General features: G+C 33.2%; 30 protein-coding genes, 1 tRNA gene and 1 riboswitch. Of the genes, 29 read left to right on the top strand and 2 right to left on the bottom strand.

Features of this window, described 5'->3' with window-relative positions:
* Positions 1–228 precede the first annotated feature (228 nt).
* On the top strand, positions 229–456 hold the full coding sequence (locus NSA47_RS15035) for a DUF1858 domain-containing protein (protein ID WP_257533471.1): 228 nt from the start codon (positions 229–231) through the stop codon (positions 454–456).
* Between the two features lie 11 nt (positions 457–467).
* On the top strand, positions 468–1,688 hold the full coding sequence (locus NSA47_RS15030; RefSeq protein ID WP_257533469.1) for a DUF438 domain-containing protein: 1,221 nt from the start codon (positions 468–470) through the stop codon (positions 1,686–1,688).
* Between the two features lie 49 nt (positions 1,689–1,737).
* On the opposite strand, the gene NSA47_RS15025 is transcribed toward NSA47_RS15030, so the two are convergent.
* A complete protein-coding gene (locus NSA47_RS15025) occupies positions 1,738–2,247 on the bottom strand; it encodes a folate family ECF transporter S component (RefSeq protein WP_257533467.1) in 510 nt (169 codons plus the stop codon).
* A 59-nt stretch (positions 2,248–2,306) separates the two neighbouring features.
* A riboswitch (THF riboswitch) is annotated at positions 2,307–2,408 on the bottom strand.
* A 106-nt stretch (positions 2,409–2,514) separates the two neighbouring features.
* Here NSA47_RS15025 and NSA47_RS15020 point away from each other — a divergent pair.
* The 27 genes from NSA47_RS15020 (at position 2,515) to NSA47_RS14885 (ending at position 22,071) form a co-directional block, all read left to right on the top strand.
* A tRNA-Ala gene (locus tag NSA47_RS15020) sits at positions 2,515–2,590 on the top strand.
* A 278-nt stretch (positions 2,591–2,868) separates the two neighbouring features.
* Entirely contained in the window at positions 2,869–3,522 is a 654-nt protein-coding gene (locus tag NSA47_RS15015) for a response regulator transcription factor (protein ID WP_257533465.1), read from the top strand.
* 1 nt (position 3,523) lies between these two features.
* A complete protein-coding gene (locus NSA47_RS15010; RefSeq protein ID WP_257533463.1) occupies positions 3,524–4,945 on the top strand; it encodes a sensor histidine kinase in 1,422 nt (473 codons plus the stop codon).
* Positions 4,932–5,648, top strand: a complete 717-nt coding sequence (locus tag NSA47_RS15005; protein ID WP_257533461.1) for a hypothetical protein — start codon at positions 4,932–4,934, stop codon at positions 5,646–5,648. The genes NSA47_RS15010 and NSA47_RS15005 overlap by 14 nt, the downstream gene beginning before the upstream one ends.
* A 107-nt stretch (positions 5,649–5,755) precedes the next feature.
* Positions 5,756–6,502 carry a M15 family metallopeptidase gene (locus NSA47_RS15000; RefSeq protein WP_257533460.1) on the top strand — a complete coding sequence of 249 codons (747 nt, stop codon included), beginning with the start codon at positions 5,756–5,758 and terminating at the stop codon, positions 6,500–6,502.
* Positions 6,503–6,851: 349 nt separating this feature from the next.
* Positions 6,852–7,271, top strand: a complete 420-nt coding sequence (locus NSA47_RS14995; RefSeq protein ID WP_257533458.1) for a putative ABC transporter permease — start codon at positions 6,852–6,854, stop codon at positions 7,269–7,271.
* Between the two features lie 127 nt (positions 7,272–7,398).
* Positions 7,399–8,067 carry a hypothetical protein gene (locus NSA47_RS14990; protein ID WP_257533456.1) on the top strand — a complete coding sequence of 223 codons (669 nt, stop codon included), beginning with the start codon at positions 7,399–7,401 and terminating at the stop codon, positions 8,065–8,067.
* A 20-nt stretch (positions 8,068–8,087) separates the two neighbouring features.
* On the top strand, positions 8,088–8,453 hold the full coding sequence (locus NSA47_RS14985) for a GerW family sporulation protein (protein ID WP_257533454.1): 366 nt from the start codon (positions 8,088–8,090) through the stop codon (positions 8,451–8,453).
* Positions 8,454–8,653: 200 nt separating this feature from the next.
* On the top strand, positions 8,654–9,202 hold the full coding sequence (locus NSA47_RS14980; protein ID WP_257533452.1) for a GNAT family N-acetyltransferase: 549 nt from the start codon (positions 8,654–8,656) through the stop codon (positions 9,200–9,202).
* 253 nt (positions 9,203–9,455) lie between these two features.
* Positions 9,456–10,154, top strand: a complete 699-nt coding sequence (locus NSA47_RS14975) for a SatD family protein (RefSeq protein ID WP_257533450.1) — start codon at positions 9,456–9,458, stop codon at positions 10,152–10,154.
* A complete protein-coding gene (locus NSA47_RS14970; RefSeq protein WP_257533448.1) occupies positions 10,147–10,887 on the top strand; it encodes a DUF3307 domain-containing protein in 741 nt (246 codons plus the stop codon). The genes NSA47_RS14975 and NSA47_RS14970 overlap by 8 nt, the downstream gene beginning before the upstream one ends.
* 221 nt (positions 10,888–11,108) lie before the next feature.
* A complete protein-coding gene (locus tag NSA47_RS14965) occupies positions 11,109–11,684 on the top strand; it encodes a hypothetical protein (RefSeq protein WP_257533446.1) in 576 nt (191 codons plus the stop codon).
* A gap of 418 nt (positions 11,685–12,102) precedes the next feature.
* Positions 12,103–12,387 carry a type II toxin-antitoxin system Phd/YefM family antitoxin gene (locus NSA47_RS14955; RefSeq protein ID WP_257533444.1) on the top strand — a complete coding sequence of 95 codons (285 nt, stop codon included), beginning with the start codon at positions 12,103–12,105 and terminating at the stop codon, positions 12,385–12,387.
* Entirely contained in the window at positions 12,380–12,568 is a 189-nt protein-coding gene (locus tag NSA47_RS14950) for a type II toxin-antitoxin system RelE/ParE family toxin (RefSeq protein ID WP_257533442.1), read from the top strand. The genes NSA47_RS14955 and NSA47_RS14950 overlap by 8 nt, the downstream gene beginning before the upstream one ends.
* Positions 12,569–13,076: 508 nt before the next feature.
* Complete coding sequence (locus NSA47_RS14945) at positions 13,077–13,556, top strand: DUF2975 domain-containing protein (RefSeq protein ID WP_257533440.1); 480 nt, start codon at positions 13,077–13,079, stop codon at positions 13,554–13,556.
* A gap of 10 nt (positions 13,557–13,566) precedes the next feature.
* Positions 13,567–13,788 (top strand): helix-turn-helix domain-containing protein, encoded by a 222-nt coding sequence (locus tag NSA47_RS14940; RefSeq protein ID WP_257533438.1) that lies wholly within the window; start codon positions 13,567–13,569, stop codon positions 13,786–13,788.
* A gap of 232 nt (positions 13,789–14,020) precedes the next feature.
* Positions 14,021–15,313, top strand: a complete 1,293-nt coding sequence (locus NSA47_RS14935; RefSeq protein WP_257533436.1) for a B12-binding domain-containing radical SAM protein — start codon at positions 14,021–14,023, stop codon at positions 15,311–15,313.
* 139 nt (positions 15,314–15,452) lie between these two features.
* Positions 15,453–15,875, top strand: a complete 423-nt coding sequence (locus NSA47_RS14930; protein WP_257533435.1) for a VOC family protein — start codon at positions 15,453–15,455, stop codon at positions 15,873–15,875.
* A 112-nt stretch (positions 15,876–15,987) separates the two neighbouring features.
* Positions 15,988–16,692 carry an MBL fold metallo-hydrolase gene (locus NSA47_RS14925; RefSeq protein ID WP_257533432.1) on the top strand — a complete coding sequence of 235 codons (705 nt, stop codon included), beginning with the start codon at positions 15,988–15,990 and terminating at the stop codon, positions 16,690–16,692.
* 399 nt (positions 16,693–17,091) lie between these two features.
* A complete protein-coding gene (locus tag NSA47_RS14920; protein ID WP_257533430.1) occupies positions 17,092–17,733 on the top strand; it encodes a GNAT family N-acetyltransferase in 642 nt (213 codons plus the stop codon).
* 622 nt (positions 17,734–18,355) lie between these two features.
* A complete protein-coding gene (locus NSA47_RS14915; protein WP_257533428.1) occupies positions 18,356–18,574 on the top strand; it encodes a hypothetical protein in 219 nt (72 codons plus the stop codon).
* Positions 18,575–18,685: 111 nt separating this feature from the next.
* Positions 18,686–18,949: a type II toxin-antitoxin system Phd/YefM family antitoxin gene (locus tag NSA47_RS14910; protein WP_257533426.1), complete on the top strand. Its 264-nt coding sequence runs from the start codon at positions 18,686–18,688 to the stop codon at positions 18,947–18,949.
* Entirely contained in the window at positions 18,939–19,256 is a 318-nt protein-coding gene (locus NSA47_RS14905) for a type II toxin-antitoxin system RelE/ParE family toxin (protein ID WP_257533424.1), read from the top strand. The genes NSA47_RS14910 and NSA47_RS14905 overlap by 11 nt, the downstream gene beginning before the upstream one ends.
* Before the next feature lie 443 nt (positions 19,257–19,699).
* Positions 19,700–19,999, top strand: a complete 300-nt coding sequence (locus NSA47_RS14900; protein WP_257533422.1) for a hypothetical protein — start codon at positions 19,700–19,702, stop codon at positions 19,997–19,999.
* Positions 20,000–20,060: 61 nt separating this feature from the next.
* Complete coding sequence (locus NSA47_RS14895) at positions 20,061–20,462, top strand: hypothetical protein (protein ID WP_257533420.1); 402 nt, start codon at positions 20,061–20,063, stop codon at positions 20,460–20,462.
* Position 20,463: 1 nt separating this feature from the next.
* Positions 20,464–21,012 (top strand): hypothetical protein, encoded by a 549-nt coding sequence (locus NSA47_RS14890; RefSeq protein ID WP_257533418.1) that lies wholly within the window; start codon positions 20,464–20,466, stop codon positions 21,010–21,012.
* Positions 21,013–21,315: 303 nt separating this feature from the next.
* Positions 21,316–22,071: an HAD family hydrolase gene (locus NSA47_RS14885; protein WP_257533416.1), complete on the top strand. Its 756-nt coding sequence runs from the start codon at positions 21,316–21,318 to the stop codon at positions 22,069–22,071.
* 136 nt (positions 22,072–22,207) lie between these two features.
* On the opposite strand, the gene NSA47_RS15540 is transcribed toward NSA47_RS14885, so the two are convergent.
* Positions 22,208–22,345, bottom strand: a complete 138-nt coding sequence (locus NSA47_RS15540) for a helix-turn-helix domain-containing protein (RefSeq protein WP_373370339.1) — start codon at positions 22,343–22,345, stop codon at positions 22,208–22,210.
* Positions 22,346–22,470 lie beyond the last annotated feature (125 nt).

Below are 22,470 nucleotides of genomic sequence, written 5' to 3'. Positions count from 1 at the left end.
ATAACCTCCTTCGCCACGTAAATATGCATCTACAACTTTCTTTTTAAACTCATAACTGTATACAGCCATAAAAATACCGACCTCCAATCGTTAGATTTTTGGTCTAACTTTTGGGGGTCGGTACAAAGTTTTGGAAAAGTGCTTTTTTATGATAATATTCTGAGGCTTTGGGTAAAAATAAGAGTATCTAAGAATTGGATATTGAAAAGATGGACAAGGGGGTAACTTATGGAAAAAGTAGTGGATTTTAATCAAACCATTTCCCAATTGTATGACCAAGACCCAGAGATTATCAACATTATGAAAGAAATAGGATTTAAGGATATTGACAAGGCCGGCATGATGAAAACCATGGGTAAAGTCATGACCATTCCCAAAGGGGCAAGGATGAAAAAAATTGATATGCAGCGAGTAAGAGAAGTTTTTAAAAATAAAGGATATAAGATTATGGAATAGGAGGATGGAAAATGAGTGAACTGATCAATAACAGAGAACACCGAAAAAAGGCCTTAAAAGAAATGATTATGGAGCTCCATGATGGGAAAAGTTTAGAGGAAGTCAAACCCAAATTTGAAAAAATGTTTGGAGGAGTATCTTCAAAGGAAATATCTGATATAGAACAGGAAATTATTATGGAGGGCATGCCTGTCCAGGAAGTGCAACGTCTATGTAATGTCCATGCCTCAATATTTAAGGGATCTATTGAAGATATTCATAGGGATGTAAAGGAGATTCCAGGTCATCCAGTACATACATTTATGCTTGAAAATAGAGCCATAGAAGAATTAATAGAAAAAGATATAGAACCCCATTTAAAAGATTTTAAAGAAAAGGATAACCAAGAGAAAAGATATCAATTATTGGAGAATTTTAATTTACTTTTGGACATTGACAAACATTATAGTCGAAAAGAAAACTTACTCTTTCCTTATTTAGAAAAATACGGTATTACCGCACCACCCCAAGTGATGTGGGGAGTGGATGATGAAATCAGAGAAAAAATCAAAGAAGTAAAATCCACTTTACAGGATAAAAATAGTGATCATAAGGTTATTGTAGATAAGGCGGAAGATTTATTATATGAAGTCAATGAAATGATCTTTAAAGAAGAAAGCATCCTCTTTCCTATGGCGGCCGATACCTTAACCCAGGACGAATGGATTACCATCGGAGATGAAAGTGAAGAAATAGGCTATTGCCTTACAGCCCCTATAGAAAAGTGGAAACCAGAACGCGTAGATTTAGAAGAACAAGAACAGCAAGAAGGAAAAGAAGCGGATAAAGGTTATGTAAAATTTGAAACAGGTATTTTAAATCCCAAAGAAATCAGTGCAATATTTAACCATTTACCTGTGGATATTACCTTTGTAGATAAAAATGATATTGTAAAATACTTCTCCCAAGCCAAAGAAAGAATATTCCCTAGAACCAAATCAGTCATTGGTAGAGAAGTGTCTAACTGTCATCCCCCAGCCAGTGTTCACGTTGTGGAAGATATTGTAAACGATTTTAAATCTGGGAAAAAGGATAGCGAAGAATTTTATATCCGATTGGGTGAGATGTATGTCTATATCCGATACTTTGCTGTGCGGGATGAAAAAGGGGAGTACATGGGCACCTTAGAAGTATCTCAAAATATTCAGCCTATCCAGGAAATAAAAGGAGAAAAGAGATTGCTGACGGAGTAAGGGAGAAGCTCTATGGGAGCTGAAAAAAGAAGACCAATTGGTCTTCTTTTTAGTATTGGAAATAATTTTTTTCAATCTTTTCCCCTACATATCGCCATGTAATATAAATAGTAATGACCTGGATGGGGAGAAGCACAATCTGCTTGATAATTCTAGGCGTAATGATGGCAAGAACGGCATTGCCAGTGAGCATAGACAGCCAAAGAGTGTTTAAGCCAAGGTTTACTATAATGGTGATAGTCAAAATTGTTAGAGCAATATTAATTATAGTCTTGGGTTTTTTATACAGAAATAGACCGTATATGACCCCACCTAAGAATGCACTAACCGTAAAGCCAGGAAAATATGACCCCTGGGGAAAGAGCATCATACCTATTAAATCTGCTACAGCACCGACTATGCCTCCTATTATGGGACCATAAAGCATAGCGGCCAAGGATACAGCCACAAATCCAAATCCTACTCTTACAATAGGTGTAGTAATGGAAAAAAAACGAGTTAAAATAACATCTAAAGCAATGAGTATCCCTACAAAAACCATTTTACGTGTATTATTCATCCGCAGACCTCCTCTCTAAATTCAAACGACATGCGTCACATAAGAAGAGTTCTTTCTGTGACAGCGGAATGCGGTAAAGGCATCGCAAATCCCAAGGGATCTTTCGTCTAGTGGCAACTTCCCGTCCAGCTAGCACTTAACGCACCTAAACCTACTCTGTCATTTATAAAACTACGGATAATATTATTATACAACTAAAAGTTGAATATATCTATTGATTTATTTATTCATTCATAGTATAATAATTCTTGTTGAAAAGGAAAATATGGGGGTATGGCGCAGCTGGGAGCGCGCTTGACTGGCAGTCAAGAGGTCAGGGGTTCGAATCCCCTTATCTCCACCAAATAAGAATTTAATAATTATGAATACATAAAAACCTCTTTGAATTCAAGGAGGTTTATTGTTTTGCCTGCATTTAACAAAAGAAATAGAATAATTAGCAGTAGACATGCCGAAGGAATATTTTAATCGCTTTATCGGTGATAAATTCTTAAAGAAGAGAAGCCAGATGAAATGTCCCTTCGTCTTATGAATAATCTTGTTGGCATTAGAAGCACGACATTATGACGCAACTTTTACACATCTATGTGATATAACAAATTGGAAAGCAGGTGATAAAAAGTGGTAGATATTCTCATTGTAGAAGATGAGCAGGCCATTGCGAATTTAATCTATGCCAACTTGAGCGATGAAGGTTACCATTGTCAATGTGCTTTTGACGGTGAGGAGGGAGCTAATTTGATTGAGCAAAATGTATATGATCTTATTCTTTTAGACATCTGGCTCCCAAAAGTTGATGGTTATGAATTAATGGATTATATACGGCCTACGGGCATACCTGTTATTTTCATCACAGCAAAGGGAAGGATTCAGGACCGTGTCAAAGGTTTGAAATTGGGGGCGGATGACTATATTGTAAAACCCTTTCAGATTGGGGAGCTTCTTGCAAGAGTGGAAGCCATACTCCGGCGTGTGGGAAAAAGTAACAAACAATTATCCATTTTTGGTGTGGATATCAATACTGAATCCCGTATAGTGACAAAAGATGGAAAGGTGATAGACATGACTGTCAAAGAATTCGATTTGCTAGTGGAACTGGTATGTAACAAAAATGTGGCTCTTTACCGTGAACGTCTATATGAAAAAGTATGGAAGGAACCCTTTACCGGAGAAACAAGAACTCTGGATTCTCATATACAGCGACTTCGCCGCAAACTTGATTGGAATGAACATATTAAGACAGTATTTCGTATCGGTTACCGATTGGAGGTGTAAGGTGAAGCTATTTTCCAAGGTGTTTTTATGCACCTTATCCATTTTAACGCTATCTTTGGGTGTTGCTGGATATTATCTTATTTCAACAAGCTTCAACGCATCTCTGCAGCGTGAGACAGATAGAGCGTTGGAACAATATCAACTTTTAAAATTCAACCTTCAATCTGCTATGCTTGGTGCGTATGAAAAGGATTCCTTAACCAGAGAGACATTGTCTGCTCTCTCTCAACAGATTGTAGATCTTGCCCCAGAGGGAACTTTGGTAGGTGTATATGATCGAAATACACAAAGTCTGATTCGTTCTAACACTGCTGTTCCATGGACCATTGAAGACATCAAAGGCATAGCAGAAAACGAAGTGCACTATAATTTACTGCTTACAGAGGAGGGCAATAACTTCCTTGTAACTGTCGGCTCCTTTATCCAAGGGGATCAAAAAGTCATGTTGTGCACTGCTCGCAACATTAATGAGATCTTTCTTGAATGCAAGAATTTAATTAAAGCCTATCAAACCATTTATGGCGTCGTTATACTGATAAGTACAGCTGTCATGCTAGGCTTGTTTGCCATACTTATGAGTCCTATTAAAAAACTGACCCAAGCCACTGTTCGCATCGCAGAGGGTAAGTATTTCGAACGGGTAACAGTCATCACTAGGGACGAAATAGGCGTGCTGGGTGTGGGATTTAATCGTATGGCGTCAACCATCGAAACTAAAATTGATGAACTGGAACGGAATGCACAGCAGAAAGAAGACTTCGTTGCCAACTTTGCCCATGAACTCAAAACTCCCCTTACTTCAATTATAGGCTACGCCGATATGATTTATCAAAAGGATTTATCTAGAAAAAAGTTGAGAGAAGCCACTGCTTATATCATAAGCGAAGGAATGCATCTTGAAGCTCTATCTTTTAAGCTTTTAGAGTTGATTGTTTTGGGAAGAGGGGATTTTGTATTGGAACAATTTATGGCGGATGAATTATTGGAGGATATTGAAAAAACCCTTGGGCCGCTGATGGAGAAGAAAAAGATGAAACTGGAGTTTATAGCCCAGACTGCCTATATCTATGTGGAATACGATTTGATAAAAACGCTCATCCTAAACCTCATCGACAATGGAGTGAAAGCAGAAAGCACATATATTCGCCTTTCCGGTGAGTTTAAAGATGACCGATATATCATAACTGTTGCTGATAATGGAAGAGGCATTCCCGAAGAGGAGCTTTGTCGTATTACCGAGGCCTTCTATATGGTGGATAAGTCCCGTTCCAGACAACAACATGGTGTAGGGTTGGGACTTTCCATCGCTGCTCGAATTGCACAAATACACGGGACACAGCTTCAATACGCAAGCAAAGTGGGAGTGGGGACAGAGGTATCCTTCACACTTCCTGCAAAGGAGGCCAGGCATGGAGAAATATAAAGGGGTTACAGGTCTACTTGTGTATCCGGTGGTTGTTTTCGTGATTATCGCAGGGATGATGATTCCTAAAATTTTAATTGAAGGGCAACAGGAAAGTATATTTAATAATGCACATACTATTAAAATACAGGATAAAAAGCCCATATTTTTCAAGGACGAAACAGTAATTACTGAGATAACCCAGTCAGAGCTCACAGACAGGCTTGCTTCTTGGAATGATGCTCGTGGAACACATTTTTCACGGGAACCTCATCAAGATGAATTTTCCATGGAAGCCGCTTTTTCTGTATTGGAGATAGAAATGGAAAAATTAATGGAGATGGGTATCCTTCCCTATATTAACATCCAGCAGTTGCGGTTAGATAGTGCGGAGTTATGGGCTAACCCTGCCGGCGTGGCGAGATGGATTTTGAAGCTCTCTGGCAAAGAAGAATCTATGACCTTTGTGATGGACGCAAAAACGGGGAAAATCTATACGGTTTCTGGTTTTGGTTATCCCGGTGATAGCATATTAAATTTTGACAGGGCAAGACGATTTGCAGAGTATAACGGAATAGAATTTAAGAATTCATCTTATTATATTAAAATCAAGACAGATAGTGAGTATACTTTAACAACAGGAAAATTTGAGATATCTGTCCTAAACGATAATTCTTCTCCTGAGGACTTCCATCTGTCTATCGTTTTGGACATTGCCCGTTAAAGAATTAATTCCTCTCTAAGAATTTGCATCTAATACACATCTGTGGAAGAAGTAAGGCACAACTCCTTGATATCATCATATTTAATATGATATTGAGGAGGTTTTTTATGAAACGTGCACTAGTATTATTGCTGGGACTGATTTGTCTAATGTCATCAGCCTGTGGAATAATTCCCTACCAAGAGGGAGATATCAATAAAAAAGATGAAAACAAGCCCGCTGACCCAAAAGTTGTTTCTCCCATGGAAACATCCCAAGAATGGACGGAGAAGAAAGTGCCTCAAAAACAGGATCAGTGGAATCTGCTATTAGTCAAAAAGGAATATCCTTTGCCGGAAGATTTTAGTGTTCCAGAGCTTAAACAGCTTAAAAGTGGTCATATGGTTGATTCCCGCATTTACGAAGATCTGCAGAACATGCTGGATGACGCAAAAGCCGCGGGAGTATCGCCTATTATCTGTTCTGCCTATCGTTCTGTGGAACGTCAAACCTCTTTATTTAATGAGAGAGTGGGGAAAGAGAAAGACTTAGGGAAAACCGAAGAAGAAGCTGCCATCGCCGCCGCTATGGTTATTGCAGTTCCGGGCACTAGTGAGCATAATACAGGATTGGCGGTGGATATAGTAGATATAGACTACCAGCTTCTAAACGAAGAACAGGAGAATACCCCGGCACAAAAATGGCTGATGGCCAATTCTTATAAATATGGCTTTATTCTCCGCTACCCCAAGAATAAAGTAGAGATTACCGGTGTTATTTATGAACCGTGGCATTATCGGTATGTAGGTCAGGAGGCTGCTAAAGAAATCACTGAGCAGGGAATAACCTTGGAGGAATATTTAAATAGAGTCTAGAATGATTCCTATTACCATAGGATAAGATAAGGGGATTCTCTCAACATAGTCCCTATGAATCCCCTTTATATCACAGTCTTTGTTCCAGAACTAGAAAAAGTAAAGATTAGAACCATCATTCTGGTTTTTTAGCTCTCCATATTTCTCTACATAAATTTTAGATAGAGGTTTAAAGTTAACAATAATTGTTTGCTGTATAAGCAATTCTATGTTTTTTAGATGTTGAATAAGATTTAAAATTATTCAACAGAAAAAAGTGGAAGGAAAGTAGATGAATATTTAAGAAAAAGCTTTTTACACTATATAATAGCGAAAAAATTTATCTTAAATAGTGTAAGAGGTGAGAGGATTGAATCGACTAGTTCAACTTTTGGTATTATTCTCAATTGGCGGTATTTCATATTATTTTATTGAAATATTGTGGAGAGGATATTCTCATATAAGCATGTTTATTTTAGGCGGTTTATGTTTTGTGACAATAGGATTAGTAAGGGAACATTATTTTACGCCTGAAATCCAAATATTAAAACAGCTGGCTGTATCTTGTTTCATTATTACGGTTTTAGAATTTATCTTCGGATTCATTCTAAATGTGAAATTAGGATTAGGTATTTGGGATTATAGCGGTTTAAAATTCAACTTTATGGGTCAAATTTCTTTGGTATCTAGTATCGTATGGTTTTTTCTCTCCTTGCCAGCGATTATTTTTTATGACTATATACGCTATTGGCTATTTAGAGAGAAAAAACCATCTTACAAATTTATTTAATGATTTTTTCTATACTCTTAATAATAATTGCCGACTTCTCATGATAAGGCTTGTCTCCAAAAAATAAGCTGCATTTAGCCGGGGAAAGTAAATGAACGCGGTCTATTCCTTTAGGCAGTTTTTCTTATTGGAAAAAAATGATATAATAAGAATATCAAATAAGCTTTTTAAGGGGATAAATATGTTAGTTGTTAAAATCTTAATCATATTACTATTCATACTGTTCTTCCTTTTATTATTTATTCTATTTATACCCTTTGTTTATAAGTTTCAAGGAAGAGGTTTGGATGAGAAAAGCATAAGCTATAGTCTCGACTGGTTTTTTGGTCTGTTTGGGTATTCGGGATGCTATGCTTTAAATCAGGGGTTAGAGAGCAGCATCAATATATTAGGATTCAAAATAAAGATAAAGGAAAAAGATAAAAGAAAGAAAGAAAAAGCGAAAAGGATCAAGAAGAAAAAAGAAAAGAAGAACAAGAAAAAAGCTTTGAGTACGGAAGCCATTCAATATATAATGAAAAGTATGAAAAAGATACTATTACATCTTAGACCTGACAAAATTGAGGGGTATGGACGTTTAGGATTTGATGATCCTTATTATACAGGAATGACATGTTTATTTGTAGAATCCTCCAGAGGGTTAGGTTGGCACCACTTAAATCTAGACTACGTTTTTGAAGATGAGATCTATGAAGGAGAAATTTACATAGAGGGCAGAATATTTATCGTTTATATTTTATATATAGTCATAAGGCTATTATTAAATAGATCAGTTAGAAAGCTAATCGTTCATTAATTTTGTGAAGGAGGATTTTGATGGAATTTAATTTTAAGAACAACATTGATTCTATGTTTGAAAAGTTTGAAAACCTTCTAAAGGAAAAGACAGTTATCGGTGAGCCAATACAAATGGGTAATGTAACATTGATACCTGCAATGACGGTATCTTTTGGTATGGGGAATGGTGGCGGCGATGAAACTGACCAAAAAGGAAGCGGAGGAACCGGCTCGGGCGGTGGATTTGGTGCTAGAGTATCGCCTACAGCAATGATCGTAGTAAAAGCGGATGAGGTAGAAATTTTACCAATCGCTAAAGGTCATGCCTTTGAAAAACTTATGGATATGGTGCCAAATCTTATGGAAAAGATGGATATAAAAAGTAAAAAAGAAAAGGAAGCATAAAACAGAATTCGAAAAGGCCTAATTCCTTAGTATATCATGGGAATTTAGGCTTTTTTTCTTAAGTTAGGAAATGATTTTTAAAATTCTGGTTATCAGTATAGGATGTGGAATACTTGGTTTAGTGTGATGCGTATAAAAAATTTCCGTTGTTTTTAAGCTAGGTGATGGAAAAGATCAATAGGAATTTAAGGAGTGAAATTATGGATATAACCACAAATAGGCTTAGAGTTAGGCCTTTTAGAAAAACGGATATTGAAGATGTTTTTGAAATTTATAGCAATAAGGATACTTGTCGTTTTTTATTACATGAACAATGGACATCGTCTTCTAAAGATGAAGAATTCAATAAGAAGTTGGCTGCTAATCAGCTCACTCAAGACAGGGGTATCAGTTTAGCTTGTGAATTAGATAAAAAAGTTATTGGTGATATTTCGATATGGTATACAGAGATGAAAGAAACCGTCGAAATCGGTGTTACCTTTAATGATACATACTCAAGAAAAGGATACGCTACAGAAGCCGTAAAAGGTGTAATAGAATATTTGTTTAATACATTGAAAATACATCGCCTACAAGCAAACCTTGATGCCAGAAATATTTCATCGGCTAATCTTTGTGAAAGAGTTGGAATGCGCAAGGAGGCTTATTTTATTGAAGACTTTTGGAATAAAGGAGAGTGGACGGATAGCTTTGTTTACGGAATGTTAATATCCGATTTTAAAAAGCATTTTGAAATGAATAAAGAATAACAAGTTCCTATATTACTATAAGCATATATAGAGGCTGATAAATTCTAACTTATATTAATTAGACGTAAGAAGATTATACCTGACCTATTTCCAAAAAAGGTGGAGACAATTAAAGATGTTTTGAGGTAGTTTAGAATAATTAAAATAAAGCAGTGGTGACATCATTATCAATGCTCGTTATAGACATGATGCATTACTGAATGAATTAAAAGAAAAGATGCATATTGAAATGCATCTTTTCTTTTACTATAATGTGAGTGGAGGTGATCAAATGTTTTTCTATGATAATTATGTTGCGATTATTGGTGATATTGTAGACTCAAAAAAGATAAAAGATCGAAAAGCTATACAGCAGAAATTAAAGAATGTATTGGCAGATATCAATGCTAAATACTCAGAAGATATTGCATCTAAATTTACAATTGTTTTAGGAGACGAGTTTCAGGGACTGCTTAAAAACAGGAATAACATTATGAAAATTATTTGTGAAATTGAAATGGTCATGACACCTGTCCAATTACGTTTTGGTATTGGAATTGGTGATATTCGTACAGATATTAATTTTGATAATTCATCAGAAATTGATGGTCCTGCATATCATCGTGCAAGAAAAATGATTAAAGAAATTGAAAGTAAGAAATTTCAATATACTGAGCGACATTCCAATATTATGATATGTTCAGGAGAAAATAATATTGAAATTGACGAATTATTGAATTCTATTTTATCTGTCTGTACTGCATTAAAATCAAAGTGGACAGACCGACAAAAAGAAATTATTTATGCCTATCTTTCTAATGATGAGAATCAGTATAAAGCAGCGCATATCCTTGATATTGGGCAGCCTAGTGTAAATAAAGCACTCAGTAAGGCTAGGTACTACTCCTATAAATCTGCAATAGACACAGTTAATTCTTTTTTAAGTAAGGAAAGAGGGAAGCACAATGGCTAAGATTGTCTTGACCTTATTTTTAATTGGACATGTATTAGGGGATTTCTACTTACAGTCCCCTAAATTAGCAATAAACAAGGATGAATCATTCAAGAAATTATTGAAGCATAGTACAATATACTTATTTTCAATGATGTTTGTAATTATTCCGGTATTCAGTCTAAAAATGCTAAAATGGGCTTTTATCCTTTCTACAGCTCACTTTATAGTTGATGTAGTAAAATTCTTTATAAAAAAGAAAATTACGATAGATGACAAATTAGATGCATTGGCATACTCCCTTGATCAGATCATACATATTCTTGTAATTATTTTTACTACGATGACTATCTATCTTTTATCTGAACCCATCAATTATATTTATTGCATTCAATATATTTTAAATAGGTTACCAGCGGATGCTGTGAGTATTCTTTCTAGGATATTGATTATACTTATTATCATCCAGCCCTTTAGTATAACAATTAAGAAAGTGTTATATCGTTACAAACCAACGACTAGCAAAGAAGAAGGACACTCAAATGCAGGTGCACTTATAGGAATACTTGAGCGTTGTATAATTTTATTATTGCTTTCTGCAGGGCAATATTCTGCTATTGGATTTGTTCTTACTGCAAAGTCAATAGCTAGATATAATAAAATTGCTGATGATCCGAAATTTTCGGAATACTACTTATTGGGAACATTATTAAGTGCTCTGTTGGTTATAGTAGCTTATTTGCTTATTTTCTAGGAAAAAATATACATGTCATAGGAAAAATCAGGTGATGAAGGGGTAGAAATGAAAAAATAAGGCTAGAAGTATGGAATAATAATATGGTTAAATTGGTGGTAAGTCATATAATATACATCAGAGAGGTAAATGGTTAAACTTGGTTGATGAAGCAGTAAGTGAATGATATCCTATAGATGAACATTTGTAGTAAAAGGCGACACAGCATTAGGAGGGGTTATTTGCAAGATTTAATAAAAGGATTACTTTATTTCACTGGATTAGCTATAGTATTTGCACTTTTAAGATATCGTTCTAAAAAATTTTGGTTTGTAAAAAGCGAAATAATAAGAGATTATCCAATAGTAAGGTATAAAACTGGTAGTTTAATAGCATTTATTTGGATTGTTCTTCTCAGTTTTGGAATAGTACAAGAACTTTTTTTAGAGACTCACATGAATATCAAGATGTTTTTAGTTCCTTTTGCAACATATGTTATATATAGCTTTTTTGGGGCTGTTCCTACTGTCACACAATCTAGGTATAAAATAGACTTAACCTTAGATTGGGTTAATGTAGGTTCTATTGGGTTTGATTGGTTAGGTTCATGGATAGGAGAATACGAGGATGGTGTAATAGTTTACTTTTATTTAATAGATTATGATTCAATAAAAGTATCAAAACTCTCTAAGGAAGAGATTGTTTTTTCAGGAAGAGAAAAACAAGAGGATATCCCAATCAGTGTAACCTTAAAAAGTAAACCTAGTATAAATTACTTTTATCCACTACTAGAATGTATAAAAAAAGATTGTGTTTAAGACATATAATTTATAAAATACGTATTAAAGTTTTCTAAAAATAAACCTTGCCACAAATGGATAGTATCAATCTATAGCATCTTTATTGTCACTTCAAGGCATGTGGAATGCGTGATTCTGATGCAGCGTTGTGATTCAGAATGTAAAAAATAGGATTTTATTACAACATGTCATGGTTTTAGGGTAATTCCGAGACAAAAAATGGTGAGGCTGATATATAAACAAGTAAGTTTGAATTTGCATCCTGGATATCTGCAGAAATTAAGCTCTACATAAGTAAAGATTATAAAAGATTAAAAAAGCAATGTTAGCTTTAGGGATTTTCGATACCTATATTAAATACAAAAATATTCAGATTTAAATGATAGGTAAATTATAATACAATATAGATATTAATAAGATGGAAAGAGGTGTTAACATGGCATTGAATATTAGACCATCAGCAGATTTAAGAAATAAATATAATGAAATATCTAAACAGTGCAGGGAAACCAGAGAGGCTGTAATTATTACTGTAAACGGTCGTGGTGATACAGCTGTTCTTGGATTACAGGATTACAAGCAAATGAAGGCGGAATTAGAATTGCTTCGAACTCTTGCAGAAGCGGAAGACGATGTCAAAAATGGAAGAGTGGGTCCCATGCAAGAATCTTTAGATAGACCTCGTGAAACTTTGGTAAATAGGAAGAATGAAAATGTATAAGATTATGAGAACAGACAAAGCAGAAGATCAACTGAGAGATATAATCTATTATATTGCAGATGATTCAGGTAGTGTTGATACTACTCTCAAATATTTGGATAAAATAGAAGAATCCATTAATCATTTAAAAGAGTTTCCTAATTCAAGAGGCATACCTAGATATTCTATTTTGAAAAAATAGGGTTATAGAGTAGTCATTGTAGAGAAACATCTTATATTTTATAAAGTAAATAAGGAAAATAAAGCAGTTATTATATATGCTCTTCTTGATGGAAGAAGAGAATATCAAAATTTAATATAGTCAGGACACAATAGCCTTATTATGTAAAATAAAGATTATTTATACTTTATAAGACAAATGAAAGCATTCTTTGACAGGGAATCTATATCGGAAATTTAATAAGTTAAATACAGTTTACTCCCTGAAGAAAAACAAGAGTAGCAACCCTTGAAAGTAGCTAATTTTAGCTACTTTCAAGGGTTGCTTTGTTTTGGAGGATAACAGATATTAAGTTTGAATCCATTTATCAGAATGGAAAAGATATTTGCAAAACAGGAATCTCTCTTTGCAATCTACCTTTTATACCTTATTGGAATGCAGTTATATCATAAAATAGTAATAATTTATTGTAAAACAATAAAAAACATGCTAGAATTAAATTATTAAAATTTTATATGAGGTGGTTTTTATGAAAAGAGAAACAATCTTTTTAAAACTTGCTGTTATTTTTATTGGGATTCCAATCCTTGCTTTATGTATATTTGGGTTACCTTGGATAGCTAAAGATGCAGCAGAAAGCAGTTCGGAAATGGCCTATGTTTTATATGGTATTTTAAGCATTATGTATGTAACAGTCATACCGTTTTTTCTTGCATTGTACCAGGCATTTAAACTTTTAGGCTATATTGATAAGAACAAAGCTTTTTCCGAGTTATCTGTAAAAGCTTTAAAGAATATAAAGAACTATGCAACCACAATTAGCATATTATATGGGCTTAGCATGCCACTCTTCTATATCGTAGGAGAGGTAGACGATGCTCCAGGTGCTATACTAATTGGAATGATCTTTATTTTTGCACCAATGGTTATCGCAGTCTTTGCTGCTGTGCTTCAAAAATTATTAAAAAATGCCATAGATATAAAAAATGATAATGACTTAACGATATGAGGTGAAGAATATGGCGATTATAATTAATATTGATGTGATGCTGGCTAAAAGAAAAATGAGTGTCACAGAACTTTCAGAGAGGGTTGGAATAACCATGGCGAACATTTCCATATTAAAGAATGGAAAAGCAAAAGCTATTCGATTCTCAACTTTAGAGGCAATATGCAAAGCTTTAGAATGTCAACCAGGGGATATTTTAGAATACAAAAGTGACGAAGAGAGTCAGAGATAATAAACACTGTAGCTGAAAACAGGACTGAATATGCCAATGAGTAGAGGAAGCATAATCATAGAAAGTAACGATAGATAGCTAAACTTTTTAGTCTTCTCTTACTGGCCATATGGTTGATCGATCTAATGATAGTAATGTGGATCGGAATTGATTATTTTTCACTAGTCTTGGATAGACCCTTTATACTTTGTTTCGTTATAGTAAAGTATGATGAGGAATGGGGGATAATAAAATGAAAAAAAGTATTTTAATGATTACACCAGAAAATAAGGAAATTAACGCTTTTAGGAGAAAGCAATTTAATAATTTTATTCAAATTACTATGCCCTATTTAGCCGGTTTTATAGATCAATCAAAATATAAGATAACTTTAGTTGATGAATATAATCAAAAAATACCTGATGATGAAAAATATGATTTAATTGCTATGACAGTGAATACTCCAAATGCGGTGCATTGCTATGATATTGCTCAAAAATTTAGACAAAAAGGTTCAAAAGTTATTATGGGTGGACCCCATGTTACCCTACTGCCTAATGAAGCCATAGAACACTGTGATTATATTATTGTTGGAGAAGCAGAAAAAACATGGCCCCAATTTCTTGAAGATTTCTACAAGGATTGTGCCAAAGAACAATATATATGTAAAGACATACCCTCCTTAAAAGGTTTGCCTATTCCTAGGAGGAATTTGATTAAGAAAAGATTTTTAACAAAAGGGGCAGTCATTGCCACAAGAGGCTGTCCTTATCAATGTAGTTATTGTAATTTAAAACAGATATATTGTGACTCATTCAGAACTCGCCCTATAGATGAAGTGATCGAAGATATAAAAAATATAAAAGGCAAGTATTTTGTTTTTTGGGATGACAATTTTTTTGGAGACTTGGAATATGCAAAAAAATTAATGAGTGAACTTGCAAAGTTAAAAAAGAAATGGGCTGCACAGGTCACATTAGAACGGTGTAAAGATGAAGAACTTTTAAAAATTGCAAAGAAATCTGGATGTATATATCTTTTTATTGGATTAGAATCCTTTTCACAAGAAGGACTTAGCAGTGTCAATAAAGGAATTAATAGTGTAGATAAATACAAAGAAATTATAAAATTATTACACCACAATGGTATATCAATACAAGCAGGGATTATATTCGGATTGGATACTGATACGAAGGAGATATTTAAAAAGACCCTTAACGCATGTAATGAATTAGGGATAGATGGAGTCACAGTCAGTATATTAACTCCATTACCTAGAACTCCAATATATGAACAAATGAAAAAAGAAGAAAGACTCACAAGCACCGATTGGACATATTATAATGGAAAAACGAGAGTAGCTTTTAAGCCTAAACATATGACGGAAGATGAATTATATGATGGATATATTTGGTTTAGAAAACAATTCTATTCAATAAGCTCTATTCTTAAACGGTTACGGGTATCTAAAACAAATATATTCTATAATCTTATCATGAATTTAGGTTATAAGTTATCTATATCAAGTGCGAATAAAAATCTATAGGACAAATAATTTAAAAAATGATGAAAGATTATTTTAATAGACTACTGTTAGAGAGAGGGTATTAAGAAAATTTAAGACATATATATAACTACTTATATGAGGTAATCTATATCCTGTATAGAAAGGGAGGTGAATAAAAATGATTCAATCTATTGTACACATTGCTTTAGTGGTAAAAGACTATGATGAAGCCATAGAATTTTATACAAAAAAACTTCATTTTACACTAATTGAAGATACATATCAACCTGAACAAGATAAGCGTTGGGTTGTAGTATCTCCACCTGGTTCATCAGGAACTACAATATTACTTGCAAGGGCTTCAAAATCAGAACAATTTAAATTTATCGGGAATCAGGCGGGAGGACGGATTTTTTTATTTCTTGGAACAGATAACTTTTGGAGGGACTATAACGAAATGATAGAAAAGGGCATAGAATTTGTTAGAGAGCCGAAGGAACAATCATATGGTACAGTTGCAGTATTCAAAGACTTATATGGAAACTTGTGGGACTTAGTGCAATTTAAAGAGAATCATCCAATTTTCCAACGAGTAAAATAAATAATTGAGGAAGACAGGCTTGAATAGTGGTATGAAGACGATATGGGGAATTTATATAATGCTAGAGTGGAAGTGTTAATGGAAAGGTTGGAACTGAAAAGAGTAAAAGTAAATGAAGGAAATAGTAATGTTAGATATTAAGTTTGAATATAAAAATGAAATACAAACCATTCATCCTATTTTATTGATAGATAATAATGACATTATTTTAGTTGATTGTGGATATCCTAATTTTTTATCTTTACTAGAAGTTGAAATGAAGGCAAAGGGTATAAATCCTAGTTCATTGACGAAAGTATTGATTACCCATCATGATAATGATCACATGGGAGCATTATATGAAATTAAAGAAAAGTATCCACATATAAAGATAGTTTCAAGCGAAATAGAAAGTGAGTATATCTCTGGTAAAAGAAAATCACTTAGACTGTTACAAGCAGAGGAAATGTTAAAGTTTATGCCAGAAGCACAGAAACCATTTGGAATTGAATTCTGTGAAACTTTAAAAAAAGTTAAACCTGTCAATGTAGATATTACAGTTAAAGATGGAGATTATTTTGATTGGGCAGGAGGGTGTCAGGTGATATCTACTCCTGGTCATATGCCAGGCCATATTTCTCTGTTTTTAACAGAGACTAATTCTATTATAACAGGTGATGCAGCAGTTATAGAAGATGGTGAATTAGTAATTGCAAATCCACAATTTACACTTGACTTAAGTAGAGCTGAAAATTCACTAGAAAAGATTAAATCTATGAATGCAGATAATTATTATTGCTATCATGGAGGGAATTTAGTCAGAACCATAACTAAATAATCTAATTCTAATCTACCTTTCCATCAAAGGGGGAGAATATCTGTTTACAACATCTTTATTGTCTTCCTAAAGTACCTTGAGTGCGTAATAGGAATACAACGAATTGATACGTAGAAATCCTTTGTTTTCAATACTCTGTGCGATTTATGACATTTACGAAAGACAGTGCCGATTTCAGAAATAGGGTACTTAATAACAAAATCATAACAAAATCGAAGTTTCTGTTGTTCTGGACTTGGATTTGGATGTCGGGTGCGTAGATATGTTGAATTCATTGAAAAGATAACAATACTTCCAGCCAGGGATAAAACTAATTAGTGAAGTGCCCCGGTTAAACTTTATTTAGCAATATGGCTGTTTTATGGAATGACAAATGTATAAAAAGGGATTGGTTATAGCGTGGAAGAACAAATACCAGATAAAAATTTATTTATGATGTGCCGTAAATTAGATAACGATGCCACAAGGGAATTACCGAACGGCTTTCATGTGCGTTATTGTCGGAAAAATGAGTTAGATATTTGGAAGGCAATGCACTTTGATACACCCGAATTAGCAACGGAATACTACGACTTTATGAAAGGATATTTTAACGATGTATATTTACCAAAAGGAGATTTATTTTTCCAACGATGTATTTTTGTCTGTGATCAAGAAGATAAGCCTATAGGAACTTGTTTTTTATGGAAATCTTACAACTCGATATGGACTTTACATTGGTTTAAGGTCTTGAAAGATTATGAAGGGGAAGGTATAGGTAGGGCACTACTTTCAATCGTTATGAAGAGTTTATCTGAAAATGAATACCCGATATTTTTGCATACTCAACCAGAAAGTTATAGAGCAATCAAACTATATTCTGATTTTGGTTTTTGCTTATTAGCAGACCCAGTTATAGGAAACAGGCAAAATGATTTGGACGAGTGCTTACCATTATTGCAGAGATATATGTTGCAATCAGATTTTGAAAAGCTAGAGATCGGCCATGCACCTCAGTTTTTCTTAGATGCCGTTTGCAGTACAAAGACGAATGAATTTTAATTAGAATTCTCACAATCGGGTTTAGCAATTGAATAAGCGTATCCCTGAATTGGGTATGATAGTTAAATTGATTAACAGAGACATCCAATCAAATAGTGACTTCGCTGTACCAAGAAATTAACTGTTGATTGGATTAGAAGCTCAGTAAATGTTTGTCCAAGAGAACGCCTTTTTTGCGGGGTTCTCTTTTTATATAGATACTATTCAAAAAGCCGGTTGCACTAAAAATTTCAGCGCAACCGGCTTTTTGCGTGAAAGGAGAAATGTTTATGGCAAAAGTAATTGCTCTCGCTTCACTTCTCCCTAAGGTCGAGTTCTAGGACATCAATGCTTATGGTTCCAAATTTCCAGCCAAGAAGGAGTGGTGTAGTAATCAATCTTATTTTAATCGTCAAGGGGGTGGAAAAGATTGTGAGTGCAGGGATACAAATACTAACAAAAGCTAGAACAAATGTGGATACATTGGTTCCAATTTAAAAATTAATATAGAAGCATAGATAAAATAGCAAAATATAATGATAATACTTGCGGGTACTTAGAGGTAGATAATAGGCAAAGAATTGATAAAGCATCTATAATTGATATTGCTTTAGAATACGCTGTAAGTAGTAACAGAAATATATTGCAAATTGAGGACATATTTTTAGCGGCCATGGAAGATTATGAAGAAATTTTACGAGAAGATGATCTACATTGGATAGATAAAAGATTAAATAAATCAGATATAACATTTTCTCATGTATATGGTTATTACGATAGTAATTTAGATATTAAATTTAAAGATATAAAAGAAACCATATTAAAGGATAATAGGTATGACATAAATATAAAAGTTGCTTAGCTAGAATATTGATATAGAAAAATAATATTTATTAAAAACAAATAAAACAAATGGTAGTTTGAACATAATTATGATATAATAAAGTCATAATATTGGCAAGGAGGAAATGTTATGATTGAAATAAGACCAATAAAGGATTTAAGAGATACAACTGAAATATCAAAACTTTGTGAAGAAAGTAAAGAACCTATCTATATTACAAAAAATGGATATGGACACCTGGTAGTTATGAGTATGGAGACTTATAAAGATAAATTAGCTAAAGCAGATTTATATGAAAAGTTAGCAGAAGCAGAAAATCAAATTAATAATGGAGAAAAGCTTTTAGATGCTGAAGCAGTATTTGAAAGTTTAAAAGATAGGTATGGTAAATAAATATACTATAAAAATGACCCCGAAGGCGGCAGATGATCTAGATAATATTTACAAATATATATTAGAAGAATTATTTGCTACATCCGCAGCTACTAATATTCTAGAAAAAATAGAAAAAGAAATTATGAGATTGAAAGAGTTTCCTTTTTCATGTAATTATGTTGCTGATGAATATCTGAGAAATAAGGGCTATAGAAAATTAATAGTTGATAATTATATAGTATTTTATTTAGTTGAGGAAGAAAAGGAACAAGTTATCATTATGAGGGTTTTATATGGGAAACAAAAATATGAGAATTTACTTTAAATACACCTAATTAGGTGTATTTAATTTGAATATAAGTTTTTATTAGTTTAAAATAGATATATCCACTGGGGGGATAATATACCCTTACACCATCTTTATTGTCACCTCAAGGTACGTTGAGAGTATAATTGTGATGACGTATTGTGGTTCAGAGGACAAAAGTAGAAATTGACCATAACATATAGTGGTTTAGAGACGCTTCTGGAGCGAATAAAGAGCAAAAAACAACGTTTTTTAACCCATGTTTTTGGAATAGTTTATAGATGACATAGAGTTTTTTGAGTGATGATAGAGGAAAAGCGGAAATTTGAGCTGATAAATCAATAGATGAATTATATTATATAGTGTAGAAAAGTAGAGTAGTGAAACATGAATTATTTATAGTCAATTAGACAAATAGGAAGTTGTAGTGAAGATTATTTATATTTGATGAGGTGAACAAAATGAAAACTATAACAATTTGTGGTAGTATGAAATTTGCAGAGAAAATGAAACAGATTGCTTGGAGACTGGAAGTTGAAAAAGGATTTAATGTACTTCAATGCATCTATAATGAGCCGAATGAGCCTATAACTGACGAGGCACAAAAGCGCCTTGTTGCAGCGCATTACAGGAAAATAGATATTTGTGATGCCGTTTATATTGTTGATGTTGATGGTTATATTGGCACATCGGTTGCTGATGAAATTTTATATGCAAAAGAGAACGGAAAAGAGCTTATTTTTCACAGCGAACAGTCTTAAATAACTTCGCGTAATGGGCATAACACGAAGTTCACAAATTCCAATTTGAATAGGGGGAGTCATGATGGAATTCTGTAAAGTAGAATTAGAAAAGGCAATATCCTTGCTATCTTCTACCATTATTAATTGTGAAAAAATGCAACTTAAGTTTTCAGAAGGGACATCTCAACATTCGCTCTTAAGAAATAGAATTAAAGCACTCTATATTTCTAAGGCTCTTCTGTCAAGTGATAAAATAATAAATTATACAAGCAAAGATTTGAGAGAGGCCCTACCTCCTATAGTTTCAATTATAAATAAAACCACAAAAGCTCAAAGTAAATATGAAAAGGGAAGTACACAATACAATCGATTTCAACACATAATTCAAGCCATGCTCATTTCAAAAACATTCATCGAGAGCCAAATAGCAAAAGAACAAGAATTATTAGAACAAGAAAAAAATCTGCAAGAGGGTGAGTGAAGTGAATATTGTAATTCTACAAAACACTACTCCTGTAGAAGGTAATTGGTATGATACATTTTTAAATTTTATACATAAAATTCCATTTACAGAGTTGTTAGTTGGGGTTGTAGTTCCAATTGTAGCAGCATGGATATCTTATGCATTGGCTGAAAGAGCAACTAGGCGAAAAGAATATAATAGGTTATTTATACAGATTGAACTTGTAAAAAGGGAGTTATTAAGAAATAATGATTCCTTAATGAACTTTACATCTAAGTATGAAGAAAAGATTAAGTTACAAAAAGGCTTAGGATTTCCTTTAGCTTTTTGTAAAGGACTACTTATTGATGTATTAAACAAGTTGGGAAAAATAAAAACAGAGTATTTTTACTTTGATAAAGAGATGTTATATGAAAAAGTTAAAAAACTAGAAAATAATTTTGAAGAAGAAAAGCATAATGATATTCAAAATTTTTATAATTATAATCAGATTATTACCCAAGATATATTAGAAGTTATTACTAGATTAGAGAAACATCAATCAAAAATTAAGAAATGGTGCAAGTGAAATTTTTATTTAGATATCCTTCCACCAAGGGGGTACCAGATACCTACGACATTATTATTATACTCTCAAGACATGTGCAGACAGTGGTATTAATAGAGAAGAATATTATATAGAGATCCTAAGATTTATAAAATAAATTTAACATAAATGTTAAAAATCCTAATTTAGGTAAAAGTTTTTTACCTATTCACTGGAGATATTAAATTGCTAAAGGTAATATGAAGTTGAGTTACTTTATAATATTTTATTAGACAAGTTTATCTTATAAAGGAATTTTCTATATTTGATTTTGGGAGGAATATTATGATTAAAATGATTGTAACGGATTTGGATGAAACTCTTCTAAAAACTGATAAAACTATCTCACAATATACAATTGATATAATAAAGAAAGTAAGAAATCAAGGCATAAAATTTATATTTGCAACAGCTAGAGGAAGTAGCACGAGAAACTTAATTCCCTATGAACTATTTGATGGGTATGTACTGATGAATGGCGCAAAAGCTTATATTGATAATAGACTTATTTATGATAAAACCATCCCAGCAAATATCTTTATTCCATTTTTACAAAATTTATCTGATAATGGCCTAAAAGTTGCAGCGGAGATTAATGATATGCATTATGCTAATTTTAATGTAAAGGAAAAATGGAATTATATTGATAATTTTATTATAACGGACTACAGGGGTGTCGCGGGTAGTGCTGATAAATTATATGGCATAATAGAAAGTCCCTATCAGATAGATTTAATTAATTCAATCCTTCCAGATGAGTTATATTTAAACTTCAGCAGGGACAGCTTAGCTATGATAATGCATAAAGAGGGCAAAAAGATTAATGGAGTTTTAGAAATTGCAAGAAAATTTAATATATCCAAGAACTATATAATCGCTTTCGGTGATGATATCAATGATAGGGAAATGCTACTTAATTGTGGTGTGAGTGTGGCTATGGGAAATTCCATAGAAGATATTAAAGATATTACAGATTACATTTGTGACATAAATGATAATGATGGAGTAGCCAAATGGCTAGAGGAGAATATCTTAGGGTAAAATAACTGCCGATTTCATTAAGGAGAGAATTTCCAATGACTAAAATAAATTTGATAGAATATATCAACTCTGGGTCATTATTATAGATAATAGGCAGGATAAACTAAATGAGGCACTTGAGGGTTTAAAAAAACTACTAATTAGTAGTTTTTTTTCTGTACTCATTGGGGGTCTTATGCATTTTTTTCTTAAAGATTTGAATAAAGTGGCTAGAGTAGTTGAATCCAACCATTCCTGCAATCTCTGTTATAGAGTAATTAGAAGTATTGAGCAATGAGGTGACCCCTTAAAGTTAGACTTTATTAGCGAGACAGTTTCGGCTGCCTCGCTATTTTTATGCAGCCTGAAGACTAAGTCTGTATTGCACTGGACTTAGCCATCCAAGTTTCTCTTTAATTC

The sequence above is a fragment of the Irregularibacter muris genome (genome assembly GCF_024622505.1).
In the GTDB taxonomy this organism is placed as follows: Bacteria; Bacillota; Clostridia; order Eubacteriales; family Garciellaceae; genus Irregularibacter; species Irregularibacter muris.
The sequence above is the reverse complement of the archived record's forward strand: the minus strand, read 5'-3'. Positions and strand labels throughout refer to the sequence as shown.